This window comes from Sabulicella rubraurantiaca (assembly GCF_017355885.1).
Taxonomy (GTDB): Bacteria; Pseudomonadota; Alphaproteobacteria; order Acetobacterales; family Acetobacteraceae; genus Roseococcus; species Roseococcus rubraurantiacus.
Genome location: NZ_JAFEUU010000031.1, coordinates 1 through 2,408, shown reverse-complemented (window position 1 = coordinate 2,408; position 2,408 = coordinate 1). Strand labels below are relative to the sequence as shown.

Here is a 2,408-nt window from a genome sequence, read left to right as displayed (position 1 = left end):
ACACGATCCAGCTTCAGGGGATCGAGCGCGTCGTGGGCGGCAACGGGGTGGATGTCGTGACGCTGGCCCAAGCCGTGAACGGCATGGTGGTGGAGCTGGGCAGCGGCACGGACACGCTCAAGCTCGCCGCCGGCACCAACAGCGTTACCGTGTCCAACACGGAACTCGTGCTGGGCAACTCGGGCTCGGACTGGATCATCGCCAAGGGCAACACCGCCACGCGGCTGGAAGGTGGGGCCGGGGACGACGCCCTGATCGGCGGCGGCGGGGCGGACGTGCTTTATGGCGGCATGGGCCAGGACCGGCTGACCGGCGGGAGCGGGCCTGATCGGTTCCTGTTCAAGTCCACGCTGGACTCGATGCTGGCGGCGCCTGACCGCATCACCGACTTCACGCCCGGCCAGGACCTCTTGGCCTTCGAGGGGCTGGGACAGAAGAACTTCATGTGGCTGGGCGCGAACGGCTTCACCAAGCTGGGCTTCACCCAGGCCCGCTTTGAGGACGCGACCTCGACCCTGCAGCTGGACGTGAACGGGGATGCGGTCGCCGACATGGCCGTGACCTTGGACGGCCTCAAGGCCGCCATGCTCTCCCAAAAGGACTTCTCCTTCGTCTGAGACGATCTGCGCCGGGCCCCACCAAGCAGGGGTCCGGCGGCGTCGCACTGCCGTTGGGCGTGCTGGACATCAGCATCGTGAGGCTTGAGCAGGAGACCGCCTGAAGTTGATCAAAGCCCGCGCCATCAGGCGGAGCTATAGCTCCAACGTCACCGGCGCAGTTCATCGCGCGCCACGACATCACGCGGGCACGCCTCGCCATGCACCGCAATCTGTGCGCAGCGATGCCCGCCATCAATGAGGGCCTAAGGTCCCATCGAACTCAGTGCGCGACCGCAGAGGCATTTGGGGACACTCCATCCGACGTGAGTGGACGCTGGCCGGAAGGAAGCTGAAGCGGGCGGTGAGCACAGCGAAGCGTCCTGCATTACGGACGGGCAATCTCTTTGACTTTTCGCAGCCACAGGCGCAGCGTCCGAGCGCCGGGCCATGCGATCAGCAGGGAGGACGGCATGTACATCACGCTGAGGCGTTACGCGGGCGCCGGTGCCCGCGCAGATGAGATCGCTCGTAAGGTCGAATCAGGGCTTGTCCCAATCCTCAAGGCAGCACCTGGCTTCCGCGGTTACTGTGCCTTCGCCAGCGAGGATGGCGATGCGGCGTCGGTGTCGATCTTCGACGACCGTTCGGCGGCGACCCGTGCCAATGACGCAGCCCATCAGTGGGTCCAGACGGAAATGCGGGACCTCCTGCCGGACCCGCCTGAGATATTCACCGGCGAGACGGATATTGCCGAAGTCGCGCGGGAGCGCGAGCAGGATGCCGGCTCGGGGCAATCCCTCTTCGTGCTGATCCGGAAATACTCCGATCTCTCGTTGCCGCCAGGTTGGGCGCAGCAGAACACAGTGCCGGTCATCACCGGGGCGCCTGGCTTTCGTGGCCTCTACGTGGCCATGGCCGAAGGAGACAGCAATCGGGCTGCGGTCGTCACCTTGTTCGACACGCGCGAGAATGCAGTGCGCGCACATGAGCGCATCATGGAGGTCATCCGCGATAAGGGGGCAGCTGTTGCGCCCACTCCTCCGCGTGTCGTGATGGGTGGCACCATCATCCTGGCAACGCCCTAAGCAGATTGGGCACCGGGGCCCTCGCCGAAGCGGGGATGCAACAAGGCGGGAGCCTCGGCGCCTATACGGGCCAGCTCAGCATCAGCCGCATTTCCCCGCCTCCGAAGAAGCGCGGCGGCTGCTCACCTGCAGGTCGCTTCGCAGCGTATCCACGATCATCCGCCCAGCTTCCACGCAACCGGTGGCAATCACGGCGCCGCCACGCGGCTGGGTCATTCCCGGTGGCAGGCTAAGCACGAGGGTGCCAATCCGCAGAACCCCCGCATCGCTCCGCAGACCGCCATGGAGGGGCGCGCGCTGTGGGTCGGGCCCGATATCCGGGCGGTTGGCCGTGATGCGTACATCTGGGCGGCGCAACCCGCTCACCTGCACCGGCTCGCCCACGCGCCACCCGCTCGGGCTGCCGCGCCGGACGCGTCACGAGCTTTCGCAGTGTGGGGCTGCTGCTGGCAAGGCTAAGCCGGCGTGGCCTTAAGCTTATCGCGCTAGGCCCGGAAGCCTCCCGTGCGCCCCCACCTTTCTCCTGTCACTCACTCAAGTGCACTGCTATCGTGGCCTGTCGGCGGCAGAGCATCCCTACCGCACGGCGACGGCCAGGCCCGTCGTTGGACACCGACCGCACCGCGCGAACCGCTGGCAGACGGACCCTTCCACGAGAGAAGCGGAGGCCTCCATGCGCGGAGAATCCCAAATCCCAGCGGACCCAGATTCAGCATCGCGGATA

General features: G+C 66.4%; 3 protein-coding genes. 2 read left to right on the top strand and 1 reads right to left on the bottom strand.

The genetic code is table 11. The features are described 5' to 3' along the window. Positions 1–617 (top strand): M10 family metallopeptidase C-terminal domain-containing protein (locus JTJ31_RS23485; protein WP_207541172.1); only part of this gene is annotated, 617 nt, incomplete at its 5' end. 452 nt (positions 618–1,069) lie between these two features. Then, on the top strand, positions 1,070–1,684 hold the full coding sequence (locus tag JTJ31_RS23480; RefSeq protein ID WP_207541171.1) for a hypothetical protein: 615 nt from the start codon (positions 1,070–1,072) through the stop codon (positions 1,682–1,684). Between the two features lie 81 nt (positions 1,685–1,765). Here JTJ31_RS23480 and JTJ31_RS23475 read toward each other — a convergent pair whose 3' ends face one another. Next, the gene (locus JTJ31_RS23475) at positions 1,766–2,068 is read right to left on the bottom strand and encodes a hypothetical protein (protein WP_207541170.1); all 303 of its coding nucleotides are present in this window, start codon (positions 2,066–2,068) and stop codon (positions 1,766–1,768) included. Positions 2,069–2,408: the final 340 nt, after the last annotated feature.